This is a genomic window from Luteimonas sp. gir (assembly GCF_037198055.1).
GTDB lineage: Bacteria > Pseudomonadota > Gammaproteobacteria > Xanthomonadales > Xanthomonadaceae > Luteimonas > Luteimonas citri_A.
In genome coordinates, this window is sequence record NZ_JBBAXQ010000003.1 from 266,466 (window position 1) to 290,182 (window position 23,717).

The 23,717-nt window shown below is 68.8% G+C and carries 22 protein-coding genes and 1 tRNA gene; 22 read left to right on the forward strand and 1 reads right to left on the reverse strand.

Annotated elements, in window-relative coordinates:
- Window positions 1–4: 4 nt before the first annotated feature.
- Entirely contained in the window at window positions 5–889 is an 885-nt protein-coding gene (locus WAF18_RS07635; protein WP_337244562.1) for a U32 family peptidase, read from the forward strand.
- Between the two features lie 166 nt (window positions 890–1,055).
- Here the strand turns inward: WAF18_RS07635 and WAF18_RS07640 are convergent, their stop codons facing one another.
- Entirely contained in the window at window positions 1,056–1,937 is an 882-nt protein-coding gene (locus WAF18_RS07640) for a chorismate mutase (protein ID WP_337244563.1), read from the reverse strand.
- A 182-nt stretch (window positions 1,938–2,119) separates the two neighbouring features.
- On the opposite strand from WAF18_RS07640, the gene WAF18_RS07645 reads away from it, so the two are divergent.
- The 21 genes from WAF18_RS07645 to WAF18_RS07745 all read left to right on the forward strand — a co-directional run.
- Window positions 2,120–3,928 (forward strand): ribonucleoside triphosphate reductase, encoded by a 1,809-nt coding sequence (locus WAF18_RS07645; protein ID WP_337244564.1) that lies wholly within the window; start codon window positions 2,120–2,122, stop codon window positions 3,926–3,928.
- A gap of 140 nt (window positions 3,929–4,068) precedes the next feature.
- Complete coding sequence (gene nrdD, locus WAF18_RS07650; RefSeq protein WP_183426638.1) at window positions 4,069–4,251, forward strand: anaerobic ribonucleoside-triphosphate reductase; 183 nt, start codon at window positions 4,069–4,071, stop codon at window positions 4,249–4,251.
- A gap of 14 nt (window positions 4,252–4,265) precedes the next feature.
- Window positions 4,266–4,913 carry an anaerobic ribonucleoside-triphosphate reductase activating protein gene (locus tag WAF18_RS07655; RefSeq protein ID WP_337244565.1) on the forward strand — a complete coding sequence of 216 codons (648 nt, stop codon included), beginning with the start codon at window positions 4,266–4,268 and terminating at the stop codon, window positions 4,911–4,913.
- A gap of 148 nt (window positions 4,914–5,061) precedes the next feature.
- Window positions 5,062–6,045, forward strand: a complete 984-nt coding sequence (locus WAF18_RS07660) for an LLM class flavin-dependent oxidoreductase (RefSeq protein WP_337244585.1) — start codon at window positions 5,062–5,064, stop codon at window positions 6,043–6,045.
- A gap of 141 nt (window positions 6,046–6,186) precedes the next feature.
- Complete coding sequence (gene ruvB, locus WAF18_RS07665) at window positions 6,187–7,224, forward strand: Holliday junction branch migration DNA helicase RuvB (RefSeq protein ID WP_183426641.1); 1,038 nt, start codon at window positions 6,187–6,189, stop codon at window positions 7,222–7,224.
- A 44-nt stretch (window positions 7,225–7,268) separates the two neighbouring features.
- Entirely contained in the window at window positions 7,269–7,718 is a 450-nt protein-coding gene (gene ybgC / locus WAF18_RS07670) for a tol-pal system-associated acyl-CoA thioesterase (RefSeq protein WP_337244566.1), read from the forward strand.
- A 6-nt stretch (window positions 7,719–7,724) separates the two neighbouring features.
- The gene (tolQ, locus tag WAF18_RS07675) at window positions 7,725–8,522 is read left to right on the forward strand and encodes a protein TolQ (protein ID WP_337244567.1); all 798 of its coding nucleotides are present in this window, start codon (window positions 7,725–7,727) and stop codon (window positions 8,520–8,522) included.
- Between the two features lie 51 nt (window positions 8,523–8,573).
- Complete coding sequence (gene tolR, locus WAF18_RS07680) at window positions 8,574–9,011, forward strand: protein TolR (RefSeq protein ID WP_241944079.1); 438 nt, start codon at window positions 8,574–8,576, stop codon at window positions 9,009–9,011.
- Window positions 9,012–10,010 (forward strand): cell envelope integrity protein TolA, encoded by a 999-nt coding sequence (tolA, locus tag WAF18_RS07685; RefSeq protein WP_337244568.1) that lies wholly within the window; start codon window positions 9,012–9,014, stop codon window positions 10,008–10,010. It begins immediately after the preceding gene.
- A gap of 3 nt (window positions 10,011–10,013) precedes the next feature.
- Window positions 10,014–10,388, forward strand: coding sequence for a cell envelope integrity protein TolA (locus WAF18_RS07690; protein WP_337244569.1), 375 nt, complete (start codon window positions 10,014–10,016; stop codon window positions 10,386–10,388).
- A gap of 80 nt (window positions 10,389–10,468) precedes the next feature.
- On the forward strand, window positions 10,469–11,791 hold the full coding sequence (tolB, locus tag WAF18_RS07695) for a Tol-Pal system beta propeller repeat protein TolB (protein ID WP_183426647.1): 1,323 nt from the start codon (window positions 10,469–10,471) through the stop codon (window positions 11,789–11,791).
- 66 nt (window positions 11,792–11,857) lie between these two features.
- Complete coding sequence (gene pal / locus WAF18_RS07700) at window positions 11,858–12,370, forward strand: peptidoglycan-associated lipoprotein Pal (protein WP_337244570.1); 513 nt, start codon at window positions 11,858–11,860, stop codon at window positions 12,368–12,370.
- A gap of 8 nt (window positions 12,371–12,378) precedes the next feature.
- Window positions 12,379–13,206: a tol-pal system protein YbgF gene (gene ybgF / locus WAF18_RS07705; protein WP_337244586.1), complete on the forward strand. Its 828-nt coding sequence runs from the start codon at window positions 12,379–12,381 to the stop codon at window positions 13,204–13,206.
- 4 nt (window positions 13,207–13,210) lie between these two features.
- Window positions 13,211–13,891 carry a 7-carboxy-7-deazaguanine synthase QueE gene (queE, locus tag WAF18_RS07710; protein WP_183426649.1) on the forward strand — a complete coding sequence of 227 codons (681 nt, stop codon included), beginning with the start codon at window positions 13,211–13,213 and terminating at the stop codon, window positions 13,889–13,891.
- 100 nt (window positions 13,892–13,991) lie between these two features.
- Complete coding sequence (gene queC, locus WAF18_RS07715) at window positions 13,992–14,672, forward strand: 7-cyano-7-deazaguanine synthase QueC (RefSeq protein WP_337244571.1); 681 nt, start codon at window positions 13,992–13,994, stop codon at window positions 14,670–14,672.
- 219 nt (window positions 14,673–14,891) lie between these two features.
- Window positions 14,892–15,065, forward strand: coding sequence for a hypothetical protein (locus tag WAF18_RS07720; protein WP_241944073.1), 174 nt, complete (start codon window positions 14,892–14,894; stop codon window positions 15,063–15,065).
- 150 nt (window positions 15,066–15,215) lie between these two features.
- Window positions 15,216–15,291 (forward strand) — tRNA-Lys (locus WAF18_RS07725).
- Window positions 15,292–15,468: 177 nt separating this feature from the next.
- Window positions 15,469–16,197, forward strand: a complete 729-nt coding sequence (locus tag WAF18_RS07730) for a hypothetical protein (RefSeq protein ID WP_337244572.1) — start codon at window positions 15,469–15,471, stop codon at window positions 16,195–16,197.
- A 151-nt stretch (window positions 16,198–16,348) separates the two neighbouring features.
- Window positions 16,349–20,779 carry a DEAD/DEAH box helicase gene (locus WAF18_RS07735; protein WP_337244573.1) on the forward strand — a complete coding sequence of 1,477 codons (4,431 nt, stop codon included), beginning with the start codon at window positions 16,349–16,351 and terminating at the stop codon, window positions 20,777–20,779.
- 90 nt (window positions 20,780–20,869) lie between these two features.
- Window positions 20,870–21,595 (forward strand): response regulator transcription factor, encoded by a 726-nt coding sequence (locus tag WAF18_RS07740; protein WP_183426654.1) that lies wholly within the window; start codon window positions 20,870–20,872, stop codon window positions 21,593–21,595.
- A 745-nt stretch (window positions 21,596–22,340) separates the two neighbouring features.
- The coding region (locus WAF18_RS07745; RefSeq protein WP_337244574.1) for an isopeptide-forming domain-containing fimbrial protein at window positions 22,341–23,717 on the forward strand (1,377 nt) is incomplete at its 3' end.

A 23,717-nucleotide genomic window follows, 5' to 3' on the forward strand; every position in this document is an offset into this window, starting at 1 on the left:
TTCGATGAAGCTCAGCCTTGGACCGTTGCAGTACTACTGGCCGCGCGCGACCACACTCGCGTTCTATCGAGATGTTACTGCCTGGCCGGTCGACATCGTCTACCTGGGCGAAACTGTATGCAGCAAGCGCCGCGAGTTGCGCGGCGCCGACTGGCTGGCGCTGGCCGGCACGCTGGCCGAGGCGGGCAAGGCGGTCGTGCTGTCGACGCTGGCGTTGCTGGAGGCCGAGTCCGAGCTCGGTGCAATGCAGCGCCTGGTCGAGAACGGCCGTTTCATGATCGAGGCCAACGATCTGTCAGCCGTGCAACTGTGCCGCGAGCGTGGACTGCCGTTCGTCGGTGGCCCGACGCTCAACGTCTACAACCATCGTGCGCTGGCGATGCTGGTCGAGGACGGTCTGCAGCGCTGGGTACCGGGTGTCGAGCAGGGGCGCACGCTGCTGACCGAATTGCGTGCCGCGCTCCAGGCCGACGGCGGCACAATGCCGGAACTCGAGGTGCTGGCCTGGGGCCGGCTGCCGCTGTCGTACTCGGCGCGCTGCTTCACCGCCCGCGCGCTCGACCTGCCCAAGGACCGCTGCGGCCTGCGTTGCATCGAGCATCCCGACGGGCTGCCGTTGCACACGCGCGAGGGTGACCCGTTCCTGACGATCAACGGCGTGCAGATCCAGGGCACCGATGTGATCGACATGGCGCCCGAGCGTGACGCGCTGCACGCCTGTGGTGTCGATGTACTGCGCCTGTCACCGCAGGTCGGCGATATGGCAGCCATCGTCGAGCGTTTCCGCACGATGCTCGACGCACCAGAGCCACCCGCGCCCATGGGCGCCCGTAACGGCTACTGGCACGGCATGCCGGGCCTGGGGACGCTGCCCGCACAGCCGGCCTGATGCCGATTCTTGTCAACGCGCGATCGCGCCGCTGCCGTGCGGCGCATCTCGTTGCGGGGTGCGCATGCGCGCAGCGCCTGCAACGTGCCGCAGGACAGCCGTTCGGCCCGTCGCGCGGGGCGGATCGCTCACCCGGCTTGTGTTTGCGTGGCAGCGCGCTGTCGCCTCAGGCCGAGCGATGCGCCTTGCGGGCGGCGCGTGCGATTCGGGCGCTGCGTTGCAGCGCGATGCGCAGGCCCAGTGGCAGCGTGTCCCAGGGCATGCGGTCGAGCAGATTGCGCACGGTCAGCCCGAGCTCGACATCGCCGATGAGCACTAGTCGGCGCTGGAAGAACAGCGTGTCGGCATCCTCCAGGCGACTGGCGAGCAACATCAGGTCGGTTGCGCGGCCGCGGACGCTGGCCTCGGCCGGACCAGGTACGGCCCGCAGTCGGCCTTGCGTCCAGCTCAGAACCACGGCGATGCCGAGATCCTCGACCTCGATGCCCAGCCGCCGACCGGCGACCAGGTCGAGCGCAGGCCCGATCTGCGCGGTCTGCAACACCTGAGATAACGCGCGTTCGAGCGGGGCCTCGACAACCGGTTGTGGCAGGCGCCGCAGCACCGGCTTCCAGCGCGCGGGCGGGGGGAGCAGGCGCAGCAGCGCGGCGGCCGGGGAGGGATTGGTTGGATCGAAGGCAGAAGCGGTCGCGGTCATGGCGGGGGCCGGTGGGGAAGGAGGAAAGGTGGAGCGGGACTGCCGGTCGCAGGCGTCGGCGATCAGCAGCGTGGCCAGCCGGTCCACCGTGTCGCCGGGCACGTGCAGGCGCGCGGCGATCCGATGTGCGTGCGCCCGGACCTGGGCCTCGCGGCCGGCATCGCGCAATGGGCGGTCCAGCGCGCGCTTCATGCCACCGGCCAGTGCCGCAGCGCCGCGGCGCGCGGCCAGCAATGCGATCAGGGCTGCATCGATGCGGTCGATGCCGTGGCGCGCCGCCTCCAATGCGATCGCGGCCAGTGGCGGAGCAGGGCGGCCATGGCTGTTGGGCATGGCGATGTCGCCACTCATGCGCCCGGCACCGGTGGCGGCGCAACCCGCTGCAACGACACGGACATCGCAAGGCTCCTCGATCCGACGGGGCGGTCAGGGGCCGCCAGGCGAGCCACGGTGCCACCGCCACGCGGTCGCCGCCTTGATCCGCGTCAGGTACGTGTCCGATCCGAACCCAGTCATGCGGGAACAGGCGATCTGTGCGGTGCTTGATCCAGGTCAATCCAATATGTGGTGATCAAAATCAAAATACGCACCACATCTTGTGGTTGAGGAAGAAAGCAATGCCGATGGCACGCACCCGGGCGCCCGCCCTGATCGATCCGGTCGCTTCGATCGACGAGTACCTGAGCCGGGCCGATTGGCGGGTCAATGCCAATGCCAACCAGGGCTACTCCCTGGGCGGACTGATCCTCAATGTGGCCGGCAAGGTCACCGCGAACTACTGGCTCGAGCAGGTCTACCCGCCCGAGGTCGGCCGCGCCCATCGCGAGGGCGACCTGCACATCCATGACCTCGACATGCTGTCGGGCTATTGCGCCGGCTGGTCGCTGCGCACGCTGTTGCATGAAGGCCTCAACGGCGTGCCCAATCGGGTCGAAGCCGGCCCGCCCCGGCACCTGTCCTCGGCGGTCGGGCAGATCGTCAATTTCCTGGGCACGTTGCAGAACGAATGGGCCGGCGCGCAGGCGTTCTCATCGTTCGACACCTACATGGCCCCGTTCGTGCGCAAGGACGCGCTGTCCTACGACGACGTGCGCCAGTGCATCCAGGAACTGATCTACAACCTCAACGTGCCCTCGCGCTGGGGCACGCAGACGCCCTTCACCAACCTCACCTTCGACTGGGTGTGCCCCGAGGATCTGCGCACGCAGGTGCCGGTGATCGCCGGCGAGCCGATGCCGTTCGCCTACGGCGAGCTGCAGGTCGAGATGGACATGATCAACCGCGCCTACATCGAGGTCATGAGCGCGGGCGATGCCAAGGGCCGGGTGTTCACCTTCCCGATCCCGACCTACAACATCACGGCCGATTTCCCGTGGGAGTCGGAGAACGCGCAGCGGCTGTTCGACATGACCGCCAAGTACGGCCTGCCGTACTTCCAGAACTTCATCAACTCCGAGCTCGATCCGGGAATGATCCGCTCGATGTGCTGCCGCTTGCAGCTCGACCTGCGCGAACTGCTCAAGCGCGGCAACGGCCTGTTCGGCAGCGCCGAGCAGACCGGCAGTCTGGGCGTGGTCACGGTCAACTGTGCGCGACTGGGCTACCTGCATCGCGGCGACGAGACAGCGCTGCTTGAGCGGCTCGACGCCCTGCTCGAGCTGGGCCGGCGCAGCCTGGAGATCAAGCGCGAGGTGATCCAGCGGCTGATCGACGACGGTCTGTTCCCGTACACCAAGCGCTATCTGGGCACGCTGCGCAACCACTTTTCGACGTTGGGCGTGAACGGCATCAACGAGATGATCCGCAACTTCACCGGCGATGCACACGACCTGACCAGCGACTGGGGTCATGCATTCGCCGTGCGCCTGCTCGATCACGTGCGTGCACGGATGGTGGAGTTCCAGGAACAGACGGGTCACCTGTATAACCTCGAGGCCACGCCGGCCGAGGGCACGACCTACCGCTTCGCCAAGGAAGACCGCCGCCGCTGGCCGGACATCCTGCAGGCCGGCACCGATGCCCAGCCGTACTACACCAATTCCTCGCAGTTGCCGGTCGGCTTCACCGACGACCCGTTCGAGGCGCTGGAGCGCCAGGAGGCGTTGCAGTCGCGCTACACCGGCGGCACCGTGCTGCACCTGTACATGGGCGAGCGACTGTCGAGCGGCGATGCCTGCCGGGACCTGGTGCGGCGCGCGCTGAGCCGCTTCCGGCTGCCCTACGTCACCGTGACCCCGACCTTCTCGATCTGCCCGACCCACGGCTACCTCGCCGGCGAGCATCCGTTCTGCCCGCGCTGCGACGACGAACGCCTGGCCGAGAGGGGCCGCGCCACCGCCTGACCCCAAAACCGGGTCAGAGTCGAATTTCAAATACCAGAACCGGGTCAGCGGGATGTCCGGGCATCGAAAAATCGACTCTGACCCCGCTTCCTAACCTCGTTGCACCACTGCCTACCCATGACCTCCAAGGAGTGTTTTGTATGTCCCATGTCGCCCCTGCTGCCACCACCTCCCTGCGCGACGACGAGCGCCAGCGCTGCGAGGTCTGGACCCGCGTGATGGGCTATCACCGGCCCGTGTCCAGCTTCAACATCGGCAAGCGCGGCGAGCACGCCGAGCGCCGCTTCTTCGCCGAGCCTGGACGCCCGGCGCGCGCCGCGTGATCCGCATCGGCGGCATGACCGCCATGACCGGGATCGACTTTCCCGGTCGGCTGGCGGCTGTGCTGTTCCTGCAGGGCTGCCCGTGGCGCTGCGGGTACTGCCACAACCCGGATCTGCTGCCGGCGCGTGGCGATGTCGAGATCCCCTGGTCGACGGTCGAGGCCTTCCTCCATCGCCGCCGGGGGTTGCTCGACGGCGTGGTCTTCTCCGGCGGTGAACCGACGCTGCAGCCGGCACTCGGGGACGCGGTCGCCGCGGTCCGCGGTCTGGGGTTCCAGACCGCGTTGCATACCGGTGGCATGTATCCGGCGCGGTTGGCTGCGTTGCTGCCGGCGCTGGACTGGATCGGTCTGGACATCAAGGCCCTGCCAGCGCGCAATGCCGAGGTCACAACGGCTGCCGGCAGCGGCGAGCGCGTCTGGCGGTCGCTGGATCATGTCCTCGACAGCGGCATCGCCTACGAGTGCCGCACGACCTGGCACCCGCGGCTGTATCCGGAAGACGAACTGCTGCGGCTGGCAGATGCGCTCGCTGCGCGCGGCGTGCGCCACTGGTCGCTGCAGCAATGCCGTGGTCCGGGCTACCCGGCCGAGGAATGGCAGCTCCATGCCGCCGATGCGCTCGCGGCGCGGTTCGCGCACTTCGTCCTGCGTCGGGCCTGAGAAAAGGGCCCGCGATGCGGCCGGATGCAGCACGCGGTACCCAGCCGACAGCCGTTACGGCAACCGCACGGCAGCGTTCCACCTGCCTTCCATGGAGTTCGCCGACCCTGGCCCCATGTCTCTGGGCATGCCCCCTCCAGGCCCACCGATGATTCCGTATTCCGTTCTCGACCTCGCGCCTGTCACCGAGGGCTCGACGCCCGCCGACTCGTTCGCCCGCTCGCTCGATCTCGCCCGTCACGCCGAGGCGCTGGGCTACCGACGCTACTGGCTGGCCGAGCATCACAACATGCCCGGCATCGCCAGCGCCGCGACCGCCGTGCTGATCGGCCATATTGCCGGGGGGACTTCGACGATCCGGGTCGGCGCTGGCGGCGTGATGCTGCCCAACCACGCGCCGCTGCAGGTCGCCGAGCAGTTCGGCACGCTCGCCTCGCTGTATCCAGGGCGTATCGACCTGGGGCTGGGGCGCGCACCGGGCACCGATCAGGCGACCACCCAGGCGCTGCGGCGCTATTACGCGGGCGCCGACGCGTTCCCGTCCGACGTCATGGAGCTGCTGCGCTACTTCGAGCCCGCCAAGCCGGGTCAACCGGTGCAGGCCGTGCCTGGTGCCGGGCTGGACGTACCGGTCTGGATCCTCGGCTCAAGCCTGTTCGGCGCGCAGTTGGCCGCCTCGCTCGGCCTGCCGTATGCGTTCGCCTCGCACTTCGCACCGGCCGCGATGACCGAGGCGCTCGCGCTCTATCACCGGGACTTCCGCCCGTCCAAGCGGCTGCAGCAGCCGCATGCGATGCTCGCGCTCAACGTCGTTGCCGCCGATACGCGCGCCGAGGCCCAGCGGCTGTTCACCACCCAGCAGCAGAGCTTCGTGCGCCTGCGCCGTGGCATGCCGGGCCTGATCCCGCCGCCGATCGACGACATCGAGGCGTTCTGGAACCCGGCGGAAAAAGCCATGGTGGCCCAGGTTCTGGCCAGCTCGGTGGTCGGCGATCCGGCCGACGTGCGCGAAGGCATCGCCGACTTCGTCGCCCGGCACCGGCCCGACGAACTGATGCTCACCGCCAACATCTTCGACCACGACGCCCGTCGCCACAGCTTCGCCCTGGCCGTCGAGGCCATGCGCCGCTGACCTCAAGAACCGGGGTCAGCGTGCATTTTTTTGAAGAAACGCGCTCCAACCCCGGTTTGGGCCTGGGCTGATCGAGGCCCGAGGAAAAATGCACACTGACCCCGGTTCTGGTTCGGGGCGGCGGCGTGCGATCATGCCGGGATGACCCAGGATCGCATCATCGCCGCCGACGCCACCCGCGAGGACGACGCCGTCGAGGCGAGCATCCGGCCGCAGCGGCTCGACGACTATCTCGGCCAGCAACCGGTCCGCGAGCAGTTGGCGATCTACATCGAAGCCGCCCGGCAGCGCCGTGAGGCGTTGGACCATGTGCTGGTGTTCGGGCCGCCCGGTCTGGGCAAGACCACGCTCAGCCATGTGATCGCCAACGAGCTGGGTGTGGCGCTGCGCGTGACCTCGGGCCCGGTGATCGAGAAGGCCGGCGACCTGGCCGCGTTGCTGACCAACCTGCAGCCGCACGATGTGCTCTTCATCGACGAGATCCACCGCCTGTCGCCGGTCGTGGAGGAAGTCCTGTATCCGGCGATGGAGGACTTCCAGCTCGACATCATGATCGGCGAGGGGCCGGCTGCGCGCTCGATCAAGATCGACCTGCCGCCGTTCACGCTGATCGGCGCGACGACCCGCGCCGGCCTGCTGACCGCCCCGCTGCGCGATCGCTTCGGCATCGTCCAGCGCCTGGAGTTCTACAGCACCGAGGAACTGACCCGCATCGTCCGGCGTTCGGCGCAGATCCTGGGCATGGCCTGCGAGCCGGAAGGCGCGGCCGAGATCGCGCGGCGCGCGCGCGGCACCCCGCGCATCGCCAACCGCCTGCTGCGGCGGGTGCGCGACTACGCCCAGGTCCGGGCCGGCGGCCGCATCGATCATGCCGTCGCGCATGCCGCGATGCAGATGCTCAAGGTCGATCCGGAGGGCTTCGACGAGCTCGACCGGCGCCTGCTGCAGTTGATCATCGAGAATTTCGACGGCGGCCCGGTCGGCGTCGAGTCGATGGCCGCCGCGCTCAGCGAAGAACGCGGCACGCTCGAGGACGTGATCGAACCCTATCTGATCCAGCAGGGCTTTCTGGTGCGCACTGCGCGTGGCCGCATGGCCACCCGTAAGGCCTACCTGCATCTGGGGCTCAAGCCCAAGGAACCTGCATTGGGCAGTGGGGAATCCGGGGCCTTGTTCTGAGTGTCCGCCAGCCATCCGCACGCCACCAACCGTCAGCCGACCCAATGAGCGCCCCATCACCAATGCCCGATTCCGGTTCGCCTGCATTCAGTTGGCCGACACGCGTCTACTGGGAAGATACCGACGCCGGCGGTGTCGTCTATCACGCGCAGTACGTCGCCTTCATGGAGCGCGCACGCAGCGAGTGGTTACGTGCCCACGGCCATGGCCAGAGCACATTGCAGGAGGCGCACGGCACGTTGTTCGCGGTGCGCGCGATGCGGATCGATTTCCGCAGCCCCGCACGCCTCGACGATGCGCTGGAGGTCGAGGTGGTACTGCGTGAGTGCCGACGCGCGAGCGCGGTGTTCGTCCAGCGGATCCGCCGGGACGGCGTGCTGCTGGTCGATGCCGAGGTGCGCGTGGCGGCGCTGGGCACGGCCGATTTCCGTCCGCGCGCGCTGCCCGATGCGCTGTACACCCAACTCAAGTCACTCGAAACGTCAGCGGAGTAATCCTGGATGAGCCCCATGCCCGTGCTGTTGCAGTCCGCCACCCAGGTGCAGGCGCTGCCCGAGGAGGCGGCCGCCAGCGCCACCGATCTGGCGAACACCGGTGCGGCTGCCGCCGCGACCGCGCCGCTGCCCAACGACCTGAGCATCCTCGACCTGATCGTGCATGCCTCGATCCCGGTCCAGTTGGTGATGCTGCTGCTGTTGCTGGCGTCGATCTCCTCGTGGGTCATCATCTTCCGCAAGAAGCGCATGCTCGACCGCGCCGAGAAAGAGGCCGACCGCTTCGAGGAACGCTTCTGGTCGGGCGCCGAGATCGGCAAGCTCTACAGTTCGGCGACCGAACGCAGCCGTGAGATCGAAGGCCTGGAAGCGATCTTCGAGGCCGGCTATCGCGAGTATTCGCGCCAGCGCCAGCGCCGCGGCATCGACAGCCGCACCCAGCTCGAGGGCGCCCAGCGCGGCATGCGCGTGGCCGGTGCCCGCGAGCTCGACGGCCTGGAGCGCAACCTGGAATTCCTGGCCAATGTCGGCTCGATCGCGCCGTACGTCGGCCTCCTGGGCACGGTGTGGGGCATCATGATCTCGTTCCACGGCCTGGCCAGCGTCAAGGAGGCGACTATCGCCACCGTCGCGCCCGGTATCTCCGAGGCGCTGATCGCGACCGCGATGGGCCTGTTCGCGGCGATCCCGGCGGTGTGGGCCTACAACCGCTTCGCGACCAAGGTCGAGCGCATCGCCACGCGCTATGAGGCCTTCTCCGACGAGTTCTCCTCGATCCTCGAACGTCAGACCGGCGCCGACTGACCCCAGCCGCGCCGGGCGGTCGCTGGACCGTCCACGAACCCGGACCCCACCATGTCGTCGATCTCCCTTCGCCGTGCCAAGCGGCGCAAGCTCAAGAACGAAATCAACGTCGTGCCCTACATCGACGTGATGCTGGTGCTGCTGATCATCTTCATGGTCACCACGCCGCTGATGAACCTGGGCACCGACATCAACCTGCCCGATTCGCGCGCCAAGTCGCTCGGCACGCCGAAGGACCCGGTGGTCGTGAGCGTCTATCCCGACGGCCAGCTGGCACTGATGGTCGAGCAGCAGAACACCTCGGTCACGCGTGAGGATCTGGTCGCGCGCCTGCGCGGCATCCACACCCAGAACCCGGAAGCCACGATCCTGGTCAACGGCGACGGCGCCGCCAGCTACCAGCGGATCATGAACGCCATCGACCTCATCAACGAAGCCGGGATCTCCAAGGTCAGTCTGATCAGCCGCCCGCAGGAGGGCGCGAACTGAATGCGTGAATCGCGCTCCGACGACGCGATCGCAGTCGGACTGGCGATCCTGGTCCACGTGCTGCTGTTCGGGCTGATCCTGCTCGGCGCGCTGTGGAGCGCGTCGTCGCGCCCGACCTCGGCCGCCGGCTCGCCGGTCTCGGCGGACGTCATCGACCCCAACGCGCTGAGCGCGGCCGACCGGCGCGCGCTTGCCAGTCGCCCCGAGCCGGTCGCCGAGCCCGTGCCCGAACCGGAGCCGGCGCAAGAGCCCACGCCCGAACCCGTGGTCGAGCCGCTGCCCGAACCAGAGCCCGAACCGGTCGCCGCGCCGCCGCAGCCGCTGCCCGAACCGCGTCCGGAGGATGCGGTCGAGCCCCGCCAGCCGGCTCCGCAGGAGGTCGTGCCCAAGCCCGACACCGTGTCCCAGGATGCCGTGCGTCGCGAAGCGCAGGCTGCCGAGGCGCGTGAACGAGAGCAGGAAGAGAAGCGCCGGCAGGCGCAGATCGAGCTGGCCGAACAGCAGAAGCAGCAGGAAGCCGAAGAGAAGCGCCGGCTTGCCCGTCAGGAACTGGAGAAGCTGCGCGCCGAGCGTGAGAAGGCCCAGCGCGAGGCGCGCCTGGCCGAACAGCGGCTCAAGCAGATCGCCGACCGCGAGGCGCGTCAGGCGGCCGAGCGTGCGGCCGCGTCTGCAGCGTCGTCGGCGGCGAGCCCGCCGCCCGGCCGTCCCGAGGGCGACAGCGGTTTGGCCGCCAAGTACGCGGCGGCGATCCAGGAAGCGGTGCGTCGCAACTGGCGCCGGCCCGACAATGTCCAGTTGGGCCAGCGCTGTCGCCTGTACATCACCCAGTTGCCGGGCGGCGAGGTGATCAGCGTCGAGTTCGACCCATCGTGCCCGTACGACGCCCAGGGGCGGCGCTCGGTCGAGGCCGCGGTGCGTGCCGCCGAACCGCTGCCGTACGCCGGCTTCGAATCGGTCTTCAACCGCCGCCTCAACTTCAACTTTACCGCGCAGGACTGACCGATGCCGGCTGCGGTTTCGACGGCCAAGGCGGCCTTCGTAGCGGGTGCTCTGGCGCTGTGCGGCTTGGCGACACCGGGCGCCGGCCGCGCTGACGACGCGCTCGAGACTCGCTATCGGATGGCGCTGCATCAGGCCGTGCAGAGCCAGTGGCGCAAGCCCGACATCGCCGAGGATGTGCGCTGCCGGGTACTGGTCCGGCAGTTGCCCGGCGGTGACGTGGTGTCGGTCGAGCCCGTGCTCGAGTGCGGATTCGATGCAACCGCCCGGCAATCCTTGCTCGAGGCGGTGTACCGGGCCTCCCCATTGCCGTACGCGGGTTTCGAGCGGGTGTTCGAGCGCCAGCTCGTCATCACCTTCACCAGCGGCGCGCCATGATTGCGCCCGGATTCATCCTGTTGCGCCGTGCAGCGGCCAAGCTGCGCGGGTCTCTCTCCATTTCCATGTCCGGTAGGCCGATGAAACCCATCCTGATCCGTTGTCTGATCGCCCTGTTCGCGCTCGCACTGCCGATGATGGCCAGCGCGCAACAGCAGGGTCTGGAGATCGATATCACCGGCGGCAGCGCGCAGGCGATGCCGATCGCGGTCGTCCCGATGCCCTACCAGGGCAGTGGCACCGCGCCCGACACCGACGTGGCCGCAGTGATCCGCGCCGACCTCGACCGCTCCGGGCAGTTCCGTACGCTGCCCGACCGCGACATCGTCGAGCGCCCGACCCGCGGCAGCGAGGTCCAGTACCCGACGTGGCGCGCGCTGCGCCAGGACTTCCTGGTCGTGGGCCGGGTCGTCGACGCCGGCGGCGGTGGCTACCGGGTCGAGTACGAGCTGTTCGACGTCGCCAAGCAGGAACGCATGCTCGGCCTGGCGATGACCGCCCGCGCCAACGCGATGCGGGACGTCGCCCACCAGATGGCCGACGCGATCTACGAGAAGATCACCGGCGTGCGCGGCGCGTTCTGGACCCGGATCGCCTACGTGACCCAGACCGGGTTGGGGCAGAGCGCCCGGTATGCGCTGGTCGTCGCCGATTCCGATGGCCACAACCCGCAGACCGTGGTGCGCTCCAACGAGCCGCTGCTCTCGCCAGCCTGGAGCCCGGACGGTCGCCGCATCGCCTACGTGAGCTTCGAGCGCGGCAATTCGGCGATCTACATCCAGGACATTTCGACCGGCGGCCGGGAGCTGGTCTCCAGCTTCCGCGGTATCAACGGCGCCCCGGCGTTCTCGCCCGATGGCCGGCGTCTGGCGCTGTCGCTCTCGCGCAGCGGCAACCCCGAGATCTACGTGATGGACCTGGGCAGCAAGGCGCTGACCCAGGTGACCAACCACTTCGCGATCGACACTTCGCCGGTCTGGGCGCCCGATGGTGCCAGCCTGTACTTCATCTCCGACCGGGGCGGCCGGCCGCAGGTCTATCAGGCGCCGGCGAGCGGCGGCAACGCCACCCGGGTGACCTTCGAGGGCAGCTACAACGCCGACCCGTCGGTTTCTTTCGATGGCAAGAAAATCGTCGTGGCGCAAGGGTCGGGCAACGTGTACCGTATTGCACTGCTGGATCGCAGCCTGGGGTCGCCCCGCTGGTCCACGCTGTCGCCCGGATCGCTCGACGAATCGCCGAGTTTCGCTCCGAACGCCGGCATGGTCCTGTACGCGGCGCGCGAGGGGCGTAGGGGTGTGCTGTACGCGGTCTCTTCGGATGGCCGGGTACGCCAGCGCCTCGTCCTCGCCGATGGTGATGTGCGCGAACCGGCATGGGGTCCGTTCCGGGAACAGCGCTGACGCTGCCTGCACGTCCTTAACAACAATACTCACTGCCCTGATTCGACATAACCAAGGATCGACGAGATGAAGACGACCACCCGTGTGATGCTGGCAGCGCTGCTCTGCACCGCCGCCGTCGCGTGTTCCAAGAAGGTGAAGGAAGAAGCGCCGGTCGACACCGGTCCGTCCACCGGCACGGTCGCGCCGACCCCGTCGACCGCAGGTGCCTACACGCCGGCCGACCTGGACAGCGATGCCTGCCTGCGCCAGCGCGTGGTGTACTTCGATCTGGATCAGGACTCGCTGCGTCCGGAGTTCCAGGCCATCGTCAGCTGCCACGCCAAGTACCTGCGTGACCGCAGCTCGGCGCGCATCTCGCTCGAAGGCCACGCCGACGAGCGCGGTAGCCGCGAGTACAACCAGGGCCTGGGCGAGCGCCGTGGCAACGGCGTGTCCTCGGCGCTGCAGGCCAACGGTGGTTCGTCTGCCCAGCTGGCTGTCGTGAGCTACGGCGAAGAGCGTCCGGTGTGCACCGAGTCGAACGAGGATTGCTGGGCCCGCAATCGTCGCGTCGAGATCATCTACACCGCCCGCTGATGCTTTCGATGCGTCAATGGCTGGTACTCCCAGTTGCGTTCGCGGCGACCCTCGTGGTCGCCGCGCCCGCGTCCGCGCAGCGCGCGAGCCTGGCCGACCGCGTCGCCGCGCTCGAGGCCCGCTCGGGAGACACCAGCGCGAACATGGACCTGCTCAATCAGGTCAACCAGTTGCGGCAGGAACTCGTCGCCCTGCGTTCGCAGGTCGAGGAACTGCAGCAGCAGAACGAACAGCTCAAGAACAGCAACCGTAGCCAGTACCTGGATATCGACGGCCGGCTCAACCGGCTCGAGGGCGCTGGAGGCGGTGCGGGTGGCACCGGTGGTGCCGGCGGCATGGAGCTGCCCGAGCTTGGGCGCGGGGCCGTCGGGTCCGCGCCCGCGCCGGCGTCACAAGGTGGGGTCACGCCGCCGCCTGCCGCCACGCCGACGACGGCGCAGGCGCCGGCCGACGAGCGCGGCGCCTACGAGCAGGCGTTCGCCGCGCTGCGCAATGGCGACTACGCCGAATCGGCGACCTTGTTCCAGGCCTTCCTGGCCCAGCATCCGCAGGGCAGCTATGCGCCCAATGCGCTGTACTGGCTGGGCGAGAGCTATTACGTCACCCAGAACTACGCCCTGGCCGAGGAGCAGTTCCGCGCGCTGCTGCAGCGCTATCCCACTAGCGACAAGGCGCCCGGCGCCCTGCTCAAGGTCGGCCTGTCGCAGTACGGGCTGAAGAATCTGGACGCGGCCGAGGCCACGCTGGCCGAGGTCGGCACACAGTATCCGGGCACCGATGCGGCCCGCACGGCAGCCGACCGGCTGCGCGCGATCCAGCTCTCGCGCCTGCGTTGACCCGATGACCGCCGTCGCGCCCGATGCGGTCGCCGCATCCGCGGCCGACCGGCTCAAGCTCACCGAGATCTTCCTGTCGCTGCAGGGCGAGGCCCGTGACGCGGGCTGGCCCACGGTGTTCGTCCGTCTGACCGGCTGCCCGCTGCGCTGCGGCTACTGCGACACCGCCTACGCCTTCCACGGCGGTGAGTGGTGGACGATCGACGCGATCCTCGCCGAGGTCGCGCGCCAGGGCGTGCGGCATGTCTGCGTGACCGGCGGCGAGCCGCTGGCGCAGAAGCGCTGTATCGGCCTGCTCGAGCGGCTGTGCGATGCCGGCTACCAGGTCTCGCTCGAAACCTCGGGCGCGCTCGATGTCTCCGACGTCGACCCGCGCGTGAGCCGTGTCGTCGACATCAAGACGCCGGGCTCGGGCGAGGCGCACCGCAACCTGTGGGACAACCTCGCGCTGCTGACTGCGCACGATCAGATCAAGTGCGTGATCTGCTCGCGCGCCGACTACGAATGGGCCCGCGATCTTGTCCTTGAGCGGGGCCTGCATCAGCGCTGCGATGTGCTGTTCTCACCGAGCAAGGGCGAGATTTCCGCACGCGACCTCGCCGACTGGATCGTCGCCGACCGCTTGCCGGTCAAGTTCCAGATGCAGTTGCACAAGCTGCTGTGGAACGACGAGCCGGGGCGGTAGCCGGCGCCGTTTATCGCGACGGGGCAGGGCGATCCGCAGCCGTGGGATGTGCTCGATGCGCTAGCCTGTGATCACTCACGAAGTACGAAACACAAACGCCATGAAAAACGCCGTCGTCCTGTTGTCCGGAGGTATGGATTCCGCCGCCGTCGTCGCCATCGCCCGCGAGCAGGGTTTCGCCGTGCATGCGTTGAGCGTGCGCTATGGGCAGCGGCATACCTCCGAGCTCGACGCTGCCGCGCGCGTGGCCACCGCTCTGGGCGCGGTCGCGCACAAGACCGTCGATGTCGACTTGCGTGCGTTCGGCGGCTCGGCGCTGACCGACGACATCGAGGTTCCCGAGGCCGGCAGTGCCGGCATTCCGGTGACCTACGTGCCGGCCCGCAACACGATCATGCTGTCGCTGGCCCTGGGTTGGGCCGAGGTGATCGGCGCGGCCGACCTGTTTTGTGGCGTCAATGCGGTCGATTACTCGGGCTATCCGGACTGCCGGCCGGAGTTCGTCGCTGCGTTCGAGCGGCTGGCGAACCTTGCGACCAAGGCTGGCGTCGAGGGCGCCGGCATCCGCGTCCACGCGCCGCTGCAGCAGATGAGCAAGGCCGATATCGTCCGCGAGGGCCTGCGGCTGGGCGTGGACTTCGGACTGACCGTGTCGTGCTACCGCGCCGATGCGCAGGGCCGGGCGTGCGGCCATTGCGATGCCTGCCGATTGCGCGCCGATGGCTTCGCCGCCGCGGGCGCGGCTGATCCGACCCATTACGTGCCCACCGTGGCCGGCTGAGCCGCCAATCCGCGGCGTCTTGCTGGCCTGTCGGCGAGGTCTTCGCCGATCCTGACGGCATGTGGGTATCGCCGATGCGCGCATTCCTCGGCTGCGTTGCAGGGACCGACGAGCGGGGGATGCCGCCGCGTCCGCATGCTCCACGCTATGCAACCGCGACGTGCCTGTCACGGCGCGTGCGTACCGTGGGCATGAACTCCACACACGGACACCCCCCCGATGCCCCTGACCGACGACCAGTTGCGGATCCTGCGCGATATCGACGCCACCACGCCGATCACCGAGGCCGAGACCGACTGGGCCGTGCGTGCCGGCTACGCGGTGCTGGCCGAGGACGGCGACATCGACTTGACCGAGCAGGGGCGCGAGCTCGTCGGCGGTCCGCACGCCTAGAGCACGCCCGGTGGCGCACCGCTGCAGACGGCGGCTCCTGTCCGGTACAATGCGTCTCCGGCCTGGTGCCGGTGCCGCCACAGGCGGCAGGCATCCTCCGCCACCCTGGTGGCCAGGAGGCGCTGACCGGGTGGTACACCGCCCGTCGATGGGTCGTTAGCTCAGTCGGTAGAGCATCGGACTTTTAATCCGCTGGTCGATGGTTCGAATCCATCACGACCCACCATTCCGTCGACGAGATCTCCGGCGCTCTGGAAACGTTCTGGCCGTCTGGATGCAGCGCGATGCGTGCTGTTGACGCCGCGCAGATCGGACAACGACCGAGGGCCGAATCAGTTCGGGTCCGATCGTATCCGCTGTCGCCTGCGCTCAGGCTGTTTCCACCTGCCATGGAGACGCCGAGATGCCCCGCCGACAAGACACCTCCGATTCCCGTCAGCCCGCCGTCGATGCGCTGGCCGCCTACGTGCGTTACCAGGGAGGCGTGGTTGGCGAGGCCGCGTTGGACGATATCGTCCACTACTTTCGCGAGACGCTCTGCGACGACACGCTCACGATCGACGACATCGTCGACGACTATCTGCCCATCGCGCAGGCAGTGGTCGGGTCGCAGCATGTGGTCGACCGATGGCAGGACGACCTGCGTGTGATCTGCTCGGCGATCGACGGGTTGTCGGTATTCGAGGACTTGTTGCCCGAGGATCGCGATGCCCTGGCCGACGTGCTGGCCACGTTGTCCGAACGCCTGGTGGTGGAGATCGGCGGTAGCACTCGAATCGAGAACGGGCGGATCAATATCGCCCGGGACGTGATCGAGCAAGGGCCGACGACGACGCGGTTCGCGATGCTTCACGAGCTCGGGCACGCGATCGATCATGAGGCGACGGTCCCCGCTGCAGTCAAGCAAGCGATCCGGCGTTCGGACCATACGGACATGCGCGCTGCGGAGCTGTTCGCCGATGCATTCGCCGCCTTGGCGCTGTGCGTACTGGGCTTGTCGTGCGAGACGATCCTGGATGGCGCAAGGCAGGCGCTGGCCGGTCACGAGAGCGATGGTGATCACCCCGACTGGGGTACACGCAGTGACAGCATCCAGAAAACGATCGCCGGCGCGGTGCACGGGTCGCGATGAGCAGACCCGCTGCACAGCAGCCCTTGGGCATCCTGCGGCACTGCTGAACACGCACTGCGGCGCCGGTTGAAGCAGGCGCGCGGCGGGCGCATATCGTGGATCTTGTAGCCGCCGACCCGTCCGCCCGGTCGCCACCGCGATCATGTGCGCCATGCCCCTTGACACCCTCCATCCCGCGGTCGCGCAGTGGTTCGGCGACACGTTCGCGGCGCCGACGCCGGCGCAGGTCGCGGCGTGGCCGGCGATCGCGGTCGGGCGCGATGTGCTGGTGTCGGCACCGACAGGCTCGGGCAAGACCCTGACCGCATTCCTGGTCGCGATCGATGGCTTGGTGCGCGAGGGCCTCGAGGCCGGCGGCACGCTGGCGGACGCGACGCGAGTGGTCTATGTGTCGCCGCTCAAGGCGCTGTCGAACGACGTACGCATCAACCTCGAGGCGCCGCTGGCGGGCATCGGCGCGGCGCTGGCGGCGATGGGGCTGCCGGAGGTGGCGATCCGCACAGCGGTGCGAACCGGCGATACGCCGCAGGCCGAGCGCGCGCGCATGCGCCGACGGCCGCCGCACATCCTGGTGACCACGCCCGAGTCGCTGTACGTGCTGCTGGGCTCGGCCTCGGGGCGGGCGATGCTCGGCGACGTGCGTAGCGTCATCGTCGACGAGATCCATGCGGTCGCCGGCGACAAGCGCGGCAGCCATCTGACACTGACGCTAGAACGCCTGCAGGCGCTGTGCGGCAGGCGATTGCAGCGGGTCGGGTTGTCGGCGACGCAGAAGCCGATCGACACGGTGGCCCGGTTCCTGGTCGGCGAGCGCGGTGGGGATCGCGCAGCGACTGCGCAGGCCCAGCCTGGCTCGGCCCCGCATGCGGGGGAGGGCGAGGTCGTGGCTAGCACAGTGGAGCCGGAGAACAGCGGCTGCACCATCGTCGAGGTCGGACTGGACCGGCCGCGCGACCTGGCGCTGGAGTTGCCGCCGACGCCGCTGTCGGCGGTGCTGTCCAACGACCAGGCGATGCAGCTCTATCGGCGCATCGCCGACCTGGCGCAGGCGCACCGGACGACGCTGGTGTTCGTCAACACGCGGCGTATGGCCGAGCGGGCGGCGCGTCACCTCGGCGAACTGCTGGGCCGCGAGCGCGTCGCGGCGCACCACGGCAGCCTCGCGCGCGAGGCGCGGCTCGACGCCGAGCAACGGCTCAAGCGCGGCGAGCTGACCGTGCTGGTGGCGACTGCGTCACTGGAGTTGGGCATCGACATCGGCGATGTCGACCTGGTGTGCCAGATCGGCTCGCCGCGTTCGATCGCCGCGTTTCTGCAGCGGGCGGGCCGTTCACGACATCAGGTCGGTGGCGTGCCGAAGGCCAGGCTGCTGGCGACGACACGCGACGAGCTGGTCGAGTGCGCAGCCTTGCTCGACTGCGTGCGCCGCGGCGAGTTGGACACATTGCGCATCCCGCCGGCGCCGCTCGACGTGCTGGCGCAGCAGATCGTCGCCGAAACTGCGATGCAGGATTGGGACGAGGACGCGCTGTTCGCGCTGGTGCGCCGGGCGTGGCCATATCGCGAGTTGGCGCGCGCGGATTTCGACGCGGTTGTGCGCATGCTCGCCGAGGGCTTTGTCGGGCGCCACGGACCGCGCGCCGGCCACGTGCATCGCGACGCGGTGCATCGTCGGCTGCGTGGGCGCAAGGGCGCGCGCATGGTCGCGACGATGTCCGGCGGCACGATCCCCGACACCGGCGACTACACCGTACTGCTCGAGCCAGAGTCGCAGTCGATCGGCACCGTCAACGAGGACTTCGCGGTCGAAAGCCTGACCGGCGATGTGTTCCAGCTGGGCAATGCCAGCTACCGGATCCTGCGGGTGGAAGCAGGGCGGTTGCGTGTGGAGGATGCGCAGGGCCTGCCGCCGAACATCCCGTTCTGGATCGGCGAGGCACCCGGTCGCACGGACGCGTTGTCGGCGGGTGTGGCGCGGCTGCGTGCGCAGGTCGAGGCCCTGCTCGACGCGCCGGGCGAGGCATCGGGACATCCGCGTGCCTGCGCCTGGCTGCAGGATGAGGCGGGTCTATCGGCCGAAGCGGCCACGCAACTGGTCGATTACCTGGCGCGTGCACGCGATGCCCTCGGGGCGCTGCCGACCCAGTCGTGCCTGGTGCTCGAGCGCTTCTTCGACGCCACCGGCGGCACCCAACTGGTGCTGCATACGCCGTTCGGCAGCCGCATCAACCGTGCCTGGGGCCTGGCGCTGCGCAAGCGCTTCTGCCGCAAGTTCAATTTCGAACTGCAGGCGGCGGCGACCGAGGACGCGATCGTGCTGTCGCTCTCGACCAGCCACAGTTTTCCGCTGGCCGAGGTCATGGACTATCTGCGCGCAGCGCGCGCGCGTGAGGTGCTGGTGCAGGCGTTGCTGGACGCGCCGTTGTTCGGCGTGCGCTGGCGCTGGAATGCGACCACCGCGCTCGCGTTGCCGCGTTTTGCCGGCGGCCGCAAGGTCGCGCCGCAGTTGCAGCGGATGAAGAGCGAGGACCTGCTTGCGGCAGTATTCCCCGACCAGGTCGCGTGCCTGGAGAACATCGTCGGCCAGCGCGAGATTCCCGAACATCCTCTGGTCGCGCAGACGCTGTATGACTGCCTGGAAGTCGCGATGGACGCGTCAGGCTGGCTGGCGGTGCTGCGCGACATTGAGGCCGGCCGGATCGCAGTGCGCGCCTGCGAGCTGACCGCGCCGTCGCCGCTGGCCGCCGAGGCGATCAACGCGCGCCCCTATGCCTTTCTCGACGATGCGCCATTGGAGGAACGTCGGACCCAGGCGGTGCAGCGGCGTCGCTGGGACGATCCGGCGGCGGACGACCTGGGGCGGCTCGACCCGGCGGCGATCGCGCGGGTACGCGAGGAGGCGTGGCCGGAAGCGGCGACGCCCGACGAGATGCACGACGCGCTGATGATGCTGGGCGCCATCGCCGAGGATGAGGCAGCGGCCCTCGCGCATTGGCCTGCGCTGCTGGCGGCGCTGGCCGGCGATGCGCGTGCGACGCGCGTGCCCGTGGGCGACGAGGTCGCGGTCTGGGTTGCGGTCGAGCGACTGCCGCTGCTGCGCGCATTGCATCCCGAGGCTGCGATCCGACCCGAGGTTGCGGTGCCGGACGAATACGCAGTGGCGTGGACGCGTGAGGCCGCGCTGCTGGAACTGGTCCGTGCACGCTTGGGCGGGCTCGGGCCGGTGACGGCCGAGGCGTTGGCTGCGCCACTCGGCCTGGCGGCGTCTGCGCTGCTGCCGGCGCTGCACGCGCTCGAGCACGAGGGCACCGCAATGCAGGGCTGGTTCTGCGGCGACACGGCGGGGCCGGTCCAGTGGTGTGAGCGTGGGCTCTTGGCCCGCATCCATCGCGAGACGCTGGGGCGCATGCGTCGCGAGATCGAGCCGGTACCGGTGACCGACTACGTGCGCTTCCTGTGCGACTGGCAACATGTGTCGCAGGGCGCTCGCGTGCACGGTGCCGAGGCCTTGGCCGGCGTGCTGGCGCAGCTCGAGGGCTACGAGGCGCCTGCGGCGGCATGGGAGGCGGATCTGCTGCCGGCGCGGGTGCCGGACTTCTCGCCCGGCTGGCTCGATGCGTTGTGCACCACCGGACGCCTGGCCTGGCTGCGTCTACGGCCGCGCGCCGGCGAAGGGAGCGGCGGCCACCTGCGTCAGATCCCGATCGCACTGCTGCCGAGGCTGGATGCGCCGCGCTGGATGCGCCTGGCGCCCGCGCCGGCAGGCGCGGAGGTGCTGTCTTCGCGCGCGCGCCGGATCGACGAGGCGCTGGCACGGCAGGGGGCGTCGTTCTTCGACGACCTGCAGGCGCATACGCGACTGCTGCAGACCGAGCTGGAGGACGGGCTATCGGAGCTGGTCGCTGCCGGGCGCGCGCACTGTGACAGTTTCACAGGCCTGCGCGCGTTGTTGGTGCCGCCCTCGCGTCGGCCGGCGACCGGTGGGCGCCGGCGCGGGAGGCCGCTGGTCGGCATCGCCGATGCCGGGCGCTGGAGCCAGCCCAGGCGCGGTGCCGGCGGTGCCGATGCCGAGGACCTGGAGCACGTGGCGTGCGTGCTGTTGCGGCGCTACGGCGTGGTCTGCTGGCGGATCCTCGATCGGGAACCCGATTGGCTGCCGCCATGGCGGGAGCTGGTGCGGGTCTACCGCCGGCTCGAGGCCCGCGGCGAGATCCGCGGCGGCCGCTTCGTGGCCGGGCTGTCGGGCGAGCAGTACGCGCTGCCCGAGGCCGTCGGCCTGCTGCGTGCGGTCCGTGCGCGTCCTGCGGACGGCGAACTGATCTGTGTGGGCGCGTCCGATCCGCTGAATCTCGCCGGGACGTTGCTGCCCGGCGAGCGCGTGCCCCGGCAGCCGGGCGCGCGGCTGGTCCTGCGCGATGGCCGTGTGGTCGCCAGCCGGGTGGCGGATCGCTGCAGCGTCGACGATGCGCTCTCGGCCCAGGCGGCTGCCGCCGCGCGGGCGCTGCTCCAGTCTCCCGGGCCGATGCCGCGTCCCGGACACGGCTGGCTTGGTGCAGCTGTGGCTGGTGATCACGCCAGGTGACGGTGCCGGGATCAGCGCTCACCGGGGTTTTGCTATCGTTGTCGAATGACCCGCGGGGAGAGGCGCCCGCTTCGGAATGGGATAGATGGCGTGAACGGGGCGGCGGTTGAGCGTGTCAGAGTCGCGGTGGTCGAGGACGACGACGAGCTGCGTGACGAGATCCTGGTGCCCTTGCTGCGTGCAGCCGGGTTCGAGGCGACCGGCATGCCCGGCGCGCTGGCGCTGTATCGCGATCTGGTGGCCAGCCGGTACGACTTGGTGCTGCTCGATGTCGGCCTGCCGGACGAGGACGGCTTCGCGATCGCCCGCCATCTGCGCGAGGCTGCCCCCACGATCGGGCTGGTCATGCTGACCGGCTACGTGTCCAACAGCGACCGGCTGCGTGGGTTGGAAGCCGGGGTCGATGCGTATCTGACCAAGCCGGTCGAGGCCAGCGCGTTGATCGCCACGCTGCGCAACCTCTCGCGCCGCGTCGTCCCTTCCGACGGCAGCGAAGGCGGCGAGATGGGGGAGGAGGGCAGTGGCGAGACCGGCTGGCGGCTCGACGAGCGTGGGTGGAACATCCTGCTGCCTGACGGCCGCGCGGTCGAACTCACGCTCGCCGAGCAGCAAGTCATGCGCCGACTCGCCGGCTCGCCGGGACAGCCGGTGCGACGCGAGGACCTGATCGCCGGGCTTGTCGACGACGTACACGAGTTCGACCCCCATCGGCTTGAGATGCTGGTCTATCGGCTGCGGCGCAAATGCCAGGACAGCACCGGGATGGCACTGCCACTGCGCTCGGTCCGCGGTGTGGGATATGTGCTGACCTGGTGATGGCGGCGCGGGCAGTCTGACGCGAAGAGGCGCCGGTGGTGACCGGCCGATGCCGCCACTGTCCGGCCGCGGGGCGCTGGATCATTCGTGGCATCTGAACCGGGGTAAGGGATCGGCTCGGTAATTCCCGCCCGATGCGTTCGAGCGCAGCCTCGATGCGCAGAAATTGCAGGGACATTCAAATGACGGCAGCGCCGGCAGTGCGTCTGCCTGGCCAGCCCTATCGCTACCCGCAGGGAGGCCATATCTGCGTGCAGCTCCGATCACGACATCGGTGCGCGAAGCTTGGGCGGACAAGCCAAACCACAAGCCGTATACGGCATCGGTCGTACGTGATGTCCGTAGCCCAACTGCCATCGTCCTGCTGCGAAGCGTGGTGCACAGATCCCCCCGACAGGGCACTGCCTTGGGTCAGCAACGCGGTCGGGCAGCTCGATATGGGGGCTTTCCTGCTTCGAGCGAGGGCAGGCTCGGGATGCTGAATGCGACCATTTATCTCACCGATTCTCTCACTCGCTAACATAAAGCGATGTAGAAAATCTGTGATTGACGTCGAATTATTGCGTGCATAAAATGCCGTCCTCCCGCCGTGGGTGCTTTTGGCGCGGGCGACTTATTACGCGGGGAACGTCCTTTCTGAACGACGAGCTCGATCGAGCTCTTTTGTCGCGTGGCCGAATCGTCATTCAGGGAAATGCGGGTCCGTCGATCTCGGGCCATGGCAGGTTTTTCGGGGGATTGCGGGATGCTGTTGAACAACATCCGGGCGGCCGCATCGGCCGCCGGCGGTACGGTATTGGCATGTCTTCTGGGACTGGCAGGAGCGTCTCCGGCGTTCGCGCAGTCGACGTCCGTGACCAACGTCGCGACCGTCTCCGCGCCGGCGGGTACCAACGACATCGATCTTGCCAACAACACCGCGAACGCGACGGTCACTGTGGCGCGTCCGGTCGTTGAGGTCGTCAAGAGCGCTGACCCGCTTGCCGGCTCGATCGTCACCGCAGGGCAGGTCATCACCTACACGCTAAACGTGCGTGTGACCGAAGCCGCCACCCAGTCCGACGTCGTGTTGAGCGATACGCTCAGCGCGGGCCTGATCTTCGGCGCCGTGACCAGCGCCGGCAACTTCGTCGAAGGGGGGAGCGGCAACGCCCGCACCTTCACCTTGCCGGCCGGGACGGCGCCGGGCGAGTACAGTGTCGTCTACACCGCCACTGTCAGCCCGGATGCGCAGACGTCGGTCGGGAACGTGGTGATCGCCACGGGCGGCGGCGATCCGGACGATCCGCAGCCCCCCTCGCCGATCTGCACGAGCTGCGCCACCGAGCATCCCTTGGCCTCGGTCGTGACGGTGACGAAGACCTCCGACCCGGTATCGGGCAGCGAGGTGTCGCCCGGCGACACGCTGACTTACAGGGTGACGGCAACGGTCGCCAGTTCGGCGACGACCGAAGTGCTGACGCTGAGCGATACGCTCGGCACCGGCCTGACCTTCGGTGCGGTGACCGATGCCGGCGCATTCGCCTGCACCGGTGCGCTGAGCTGCACCTTGCCTGCTGGGACCTTGCCGGGCACGTACACACTGACCTACACCGCGACGGTCAATGCGGACGCGACCGGCAGCGTGGGCAATGTCGTGACGGCGACCACACCGCCGGGCGGCAATGACCCCGAGCCGGTGTGCACGACCTGCGAGACCGAGCATCCTGTCGTCGCGACGTCGATCACGGTGAGCAAGAGCTCGAACCCGGCCTCGGGCAGCGAGGTGTCGCCTGGCGACACGCTGACCTACACGCTGGCGGCGACCATTGCGAACTCGGCCACGACTGAAGTGCTGACGCTCGCCGACACCCTGGGCGCAGGTCTGACCTTTGGTGCAGTGACCGATGCAGGTGCATTTGCCTGCACCGGTGCGCTGAGCTGCACCTTGCCTGCCGGCACGCTGCCGGGCACGTATACGCTGACCTACACCGCGACCGTCAACGCGGATGCGACGGGCAGCGTCGGCAATGTCGTGACTGCAACCATCCCGCCGGGCGGCAACGACCCCGAGCCGGTGTGTACGACCTGCGAGACCGAACATCCGGTCGTTGCCACGTCGATCACGGTGAGCAAGACCTCG

What these genes read in the sequence shown, in the direction of transcription:
- tolB (WP_183426647.1), top strand. Translation starts at nt 10,469, where the DNA reads ATGAAACCCATCCTGATCCGTTGTCTGATCGCCCTGTTCGCGCTCGCA.
- WAF18_RS07720 (WP_241944073.1), top strand. Translation starts at nt 14,892, where the DNA reads ATGCCCCTGACCGACGACCAGTTGCGGATCCTGCGCGATATCGACGCC.
- pal (WP_337244570.1), top strand. Translation starts at nt 11,858, where the DNA reads ATGAAGACGACCACCCGTGTGATGCTGGCAGCGCTGCTCTGCACCGCC.
- WAF18_RS07640 (WP_337244563.1), bottom strand. Translation starts at nt 1,937, where the DNA reads ATGAGTGGCGACATCGCCATGCCCAACAGCCATGGCCGCCCTGCTCCG.
- ybgC (WP_337244566.1), top strand. Translation starts at nt 7,269, where the DNA reads ATGAGCGCCCCATCACCAATGCCCGATTCCGGTTCGCCTGCATTCAGT.
- nrdD (WP_183426638.1), top strand. Translation starts at nt 4,069, where the DNA reads ATGTCCCATGTCGCCCCTGCTGCCACCACCTCCCTGCGCGACGACGAG.
- WAF18_RS07660 (WP_337244585.1), top strand. Translation starts at nt 5,062, where the DNA reads ATGATTCCGTATTCCGTTCTCGACCTCGCGCCTGTCACCGAGGGCTCG.
- tolA (WP_337244568.1), top strand. Translation starts at nt 9,012, where the DNA reads ATGCGTGAATCGCGCTCCGACGACGCGATCGCAGTCGGACTGGCGATC.
- WAF18_RS07635 (WP_337244562.1), top strand. Translation starts at nt 5, where the DNA reads ATGAAGCTCAGCCTTGGACCGTTGCAGTACTACTGGCCGCGCGCGACC.
- WAF18_RS07690 (WP_337244569.1), top strand. Translation starts at nt 10,014, where the DNA reads ATGCCGGCTGCGGTTTCGACGGCCAAGGCGGCCTTCGTAGCGGGTGCT.
- WAF18_RS07735 (WP_337244573.1), top strand. Translation starts at nt 16,349, where the DNA reads ATGCCCCTTGACACCCTCCATCCCGCGGTCGCGCAGTGGTTCGGCGAC.
- WAF18_RS07655 (WP_337244565.1), top strand. Translation starts at nt 4,266, where the DNA reads ATGACCGCCATGACCGGGATCGACTTTCCCGGTCGGCTGGCGGCTGTG.
- queE (WP_183426649.1), top strand. Translation starts at nt 13,211, where the DNA reads ATGACCGCCGTCGCGCCCGATGCGGTCGCCGCATCCGCGGCCGACCGG.
- ybgF (WP_337244586.1), top strand. Translation starts at nt 12,379, where the DNA reads ATGCGTCAATGGCTGGTACTCCCAGTTGCGTTCGCGGCGACCCTCGTG.
- ruvB (WP_183426641.1), top strand. Translation starts at nt 6,187, where the DNA reads ATGACCCAGGATCGCATCATCGCCGCCGACGCCACCCGCGAGGACGAC.
- tolQ (WP_337244567.1), top strand. Translation starts at nt 7,725, where the DNA reads ATGAGCCCCATGCCCGTGCTGTTGCAGTCCGCCACCCAGGTGCAGGCG.
- tolR (WP_241944079.1), top strand. Translation starts at nt 8,574, where the DNA reads ATGTCGTCGATCTCCCTTCGCCGTGCCAAGCGGCGCAAGCTCAAGAAC.
- queC (WP_337244571.1), top strand. Translation starts at nt 13,992, where the DNA reads ATGAAAAACGCCGTCGTCCTGTTGTCCGGAGGTATGGATTCCGCCGCC.
- WAF18_RS07730 (WP_337244572.1), top strand. Translation starts at nt 15,469, where the DNA reads ATGCCCCGCCGACAAGACACCTCCGATTCCCGTCAGCCCGCCGTCGAT.